Annotated in this window: 3 protein-coding genes and 1 pseudogene; all 4 read right to left on the bottom strand. The window is 75.1% G+C overall.

The window, feature by feature from the left end; genetic code table 11:
* Nucleotides 1-428, bottom strand: a 428-nt coding sequence (locus tag VQ02_RS32530) for a DUF5682 family protein (RefSeq protein WP_048448410.1), incomplete at its 3' end; no start/stop codon positions are given.
* 9 nt (nt 429-437) lie between these two features.
* Nucleotides 438-1,538, bottom strand: coding sequence for an ATP-binding protein (locus VQ02_RS32525; protein ID WP_048448409.1), 1,101 nt, complete (start codon nt 1,536-1,538; stop codon nt 438-440).
* A 118-nt stretch (nt 1,539-1,656) separates the two neighbouring features.
* Nucleotides 1,657-3,210 carry a DUF5691 domain-containing protein gene (locus VQ02_RS32520; RefSeq protein WP_048448408.1) on the bottom strand — a complete coding sequence of 518 codons (1,554 nt, stop codon included), beginning with the start codon at nt 3,208-3,210 and terminating at the stop codon, nt 1,657-1,659.
* Nucleotides 3,210-3,609, bottom strand: a pseudogene (locus VQ02_RS32515) (SWIM zinc finger family protein); the annotation flags it as partial. The gene VQ02_RS32520 and the pseudogene VQ02_RS32515, both read right to left, overlap by 1 nt.

Below are 3,609 nucleotides of genomic sequence, written 5' to 3'. Positions count from 1 at the left end.
GGAGCCGGGGCGCCCCCCCCCTCCGGCTCCTCCTGGAGCGGCTCCCCGGCCGCCTCGGCCACCGGCGCGGCCTCGCCCTCGGCCGGGTTTCCTGGCGCGCCGAACCCGTCGGCGAGCTGGATCGCGTGCGGCAGGTCGATGAAGCGCACGCTCGCGCCCGCCGCGATGCCGTGGCGCATCGCCACCCATTCCGGCGAGAACGCCGCAAAGGGAAAGAAGGCACAGGTTCGCGGCTGGTCCGGCCGGTAGACGAGGAGCGCCACCGGCGGCGCCATCGCCTCGTGGGCGGCGAGCGGGATCAGCGCGTCGGCGTCAGGCGGGCCCTCGATCAGCAGGCAATCGGGCGCGAAGGCCTCGAGGGCCGCCTTGAGCGAGCGGGCCGAGCCGGGACCGTGGTGGCGGATGCCGAAGAGGCGGATGTCGGGCATCGGTCAGGCTCACGCGCTCGCGCGGGCGGCCTTGTAGAAGTCCTTCCAGCCGTCCCGCTCCTTGACCACGGTCTCGAGGTACTCGCGCCAGACGATGGCGTCCTGCACCGGGTCCTTCACCACGGCGCCGGCGATCCCTGAGACGAGGTCGTGGGCCGAGAGGCGCCCGTCGCCGAAATGGGCCGCGAGCGCCAGCCCGCTGCCGACCACGCTGATCGCCTCCGCGGTCGAGAGCGTGCCGGAGGGCTGCTTGACCTTGGCCTTGCCGTCGACGGTGACGCCCTCGCGCAATTCGCGAAAGATCGTGACGACGCGGCGGATCTGCTCGGCGCCCGGCGGCTCGGCCGGGATCTCGAAGGCACGGCCCAGCGAGGCGACCCGGGTCTCGACGATGGCGATCTCCGCCTCGATCGTCGCCGGCGGCGGCAGCACCACGGTGTTGAAGCGGCGCTTGAGCGCGCTCGATAGCTCGTTGACGCCCCGGTCGCGGTTGTTCGCCGTGGCGATGAGGTTGAAGCCCTTCTGGGCCGGAACCTCCTCGTTCAGCTCGGGGATCGGTAAGGTCTTCTCCGACAGGACCGTGATGAAGCTGTCCTGCGTCTCGGAGGGGATGCGGGTCAGCTCCTCGACCCGGGCGATGCGCCCCTCCGACATCGCCCGCATCACCGGCGAGCCGACCACCGCCTCGCGGCTCGGCCCCTTGGCCAGCAGGAGCGCGTAGTTCCAGCCGTAGCGGATCGCTTCCTCGCTGGTGCCGGCGGTGCCCTGCACGATGAGGCGCGAGGTGCCGCAGATCGCCGCCGCGAGATGCTCGCTGACCCAGCTCTTGGCGGTGCCGGGCACGCCGAGCAGCAAGAGCGCCCGGTCGGTCGCCAGCGTCGCGACCGCAACCTCCATCAGGCGCCGGTCGCCGATGTATTTCGGCGAGACCTCGAAGCCGGATGTCAGCTTGCCGCCGAGCAGGTAGGTGACGACCCCTTGCGGCGACATCTGCCAGTTCGGCGGGCGCGGCCGGTCGTCGGACTTCCGCAGGGCCGCGATCTCCTCGGCAAAGGCATCCTCGGCGGCCTGGCGCAGCTGCGCGGCCTTGACGGGGCTGGTCGACGTCATGCTCGGGCGGTCTCCTGAGCTGGTTGCGCGAAAGGGGGCGCCGGTTCTGCCAAGAAGAACCTGCGGCATCTCGAGAATCTCGGCGGACGAGAGGCCGGCGAGCCGGCTGTTCGCCCACTCAGGTCGGTGTCTCCGGCTGGAAGTCGCGCCGCATCGCGGCGCGCAGCTCCAGCGTCTCGGCCAGGGCCGCGATCTGCTGGCGCAGGCGGGCCCCGTCCTCCTCCGGCAGCCGCGCCAGGATGGCGGCGGCGGAGGCCGCGGCGTCCTCGCTGGCCCAGAGCCGCTCGCCGAGGCGCGCGATCACCCAGGGCTTGGCGAGGTCCTTCCGCAGGGCGTCGGAGCCGCGGGTGACGAAGGCGAGCCAGTCGAGGAGCGCGGCGCTGAACGGCTCGGTGAAGGCCTCGGGACCCTGGCCGATCATCGCCAGCACCACCTCGATCCTGCGGGCGCGGATCAGCGCCGCGACCGTCGCCTCCCACTCGGCGTCGGGCAGGAGGTCGACCGCCCGCGCGCACTTCGCCAGGAGATCGTTGGTGCGCCGGATGCCCGACAGCTTCCCCTCGTAGGCGTCGCTCAGGAGATCGATGAAGGCCCGGATCCAGGTCGGGTCCCCGTCGCGCTCGGCCGCCGCGAACAGGCCCTCGAAGACCGGCTCCGCCCACTCGCTGCGCAGGGCCAGCTCGATCCAGAGCCGCGGCGGATGGTCGGCGAAGGCGCGGAGGGGCGCGCGGGCCAGGGTGTTCCGCAGCAGGCCGGCCCGGATCCCGTCGCCGTGCCGGTCCCAGTAGCCCGGCTCGACGCCGTCGCGGGCGAGGTCGGGGCTCTCCTCCGGCAGGGTGACGGACAGCCCGTGCGTCTCGCCGCCGAGGAGGCGGCGCTTGCCGTTAATGCCGAGCGCCGCCCGTGCCCGCTCCGCCATGCGCCCGGCGTAGCGCGAGCCGGTGAGCCGCGGCAGCAGGCCCTGCGCGGCCTGGCGCACGCCCCCGGCCCGGTCGTCGAGGCAGGATTCGAGGAAGGGCTCGTCGGCCTCCGACAGCCCGACGGCGAGGGCCCGGACCAGGGCCTCGCGGAGGTCGGCCTTCTCCTTGCGGAAGACCGGCTCCAGCGCCGCCCGCGCCCCGTCCGGATCGCGGGCCCGGAAGGCCGCGAGGGCGGCGCCGCGCTCGGAGGGCGTGCCCTCGGTCCAGTCGGCGGCGGCCGCTGCGGCCGGCGCCTCGCCGCAGGCGCGGGCGAGCCAGTCGAGCTCGGGGCCGACGACCGCGCGGGCCGTCTCCGGCAGGGCGTCGCGCTGGAGCATCAGCGCCTGGAGCAGCCAGGCCGGCGGGCGCATCCGCGCCGCCGCAGCGAGGTCGAACCATTCCGCCAGGCGGTCGCGGGTGGCGTGGCCGCCGACGAGGAAGCCGTAGAGCCGCGTCGCGGCGGCGGGCGGGCATTCGGGCCCGAGGGCCTCCCGCGGCTCGACGGGCACGAGCGCGTCCGGGGCGAGGTCCTGTCCGGCGAGGTGATGGACGCCCTCCGCGGCGAGCCGCGCCAGCAGCGCGGCGCCGGGATCGGACTCGGCGACGAGAGCGCCCGGCGAACCGGGGGCGGCGGGTGGCGCGCGCTCGGCTCCGAGGAGGGCGGCGGCGAGGGTCGGCTCCCAGCCGTCCGCGGCACGATCGGCAACGTCCATCAGGCCACCTGGAACAGGACCGGCTGCGCATTCTGCGACGGCATCGCGTAGAGACGGCCGCCGGCGACGAGGGCGAGGGGATTGAGGCCGTGGCCGTCGTAGAGGCCGAACAGGTCGACCGGACGGCCCGCCGCGACCGCGAGCAGGCTCGGCAGGCGCGGATCGGCCCGCAGCGGCAGGCAGCCGGTCCCGTCCCCGGCGGCGAAGGCCGCCTGACTGCCCGCGGGCAGCCGGCCGAGCCGCACGCCGGCGAGCCGCACCGGCCAGCGCTCGGTCCAGGGCGCGCGCGCCAGCACCTCGGCGAAGGCGTCGCGCGCCGCCGCGACGTTTCCCCCGCCGGGCAGGCGGGCTTCCGCCGCCGGGCCGGCACGCCCCTCGCGAAACACCGCCCGCAGCGGC

It is taken from the genome of Methylobacterium variabile (assembly GCF_001043975.1).
GTDB lineage: Bacteria > Pseudomonadota > Alphaproteobacteria > Rhizobiales > Beijerinckiaceae > Methylobacterium > Methylobacterium variabile.
Note: the sequence above shows the minus strand (reverse complement) of the source record. Positions and strands in the feature narration are given on the sequence as shown.

What these genes read in the sequence shown, in the direction of transcription:
- VQ02_RS32520 (WP_048448408.1), bottom strand. Translation starts at nt 3,210, where the DNA reads ATGGACGTTGCCGATCGTGCCGCGGACGGCTGGGAGCCGACCCTCGCC.
- VQ02_RS32525 (WP_048448409.1), bottom strand. Translation starts at nt 1,538, where the DNA reads ATGACGTCGACCAGCCCCGTCAAGGCCGCGCAGCTGCGCCAGGCCGCC.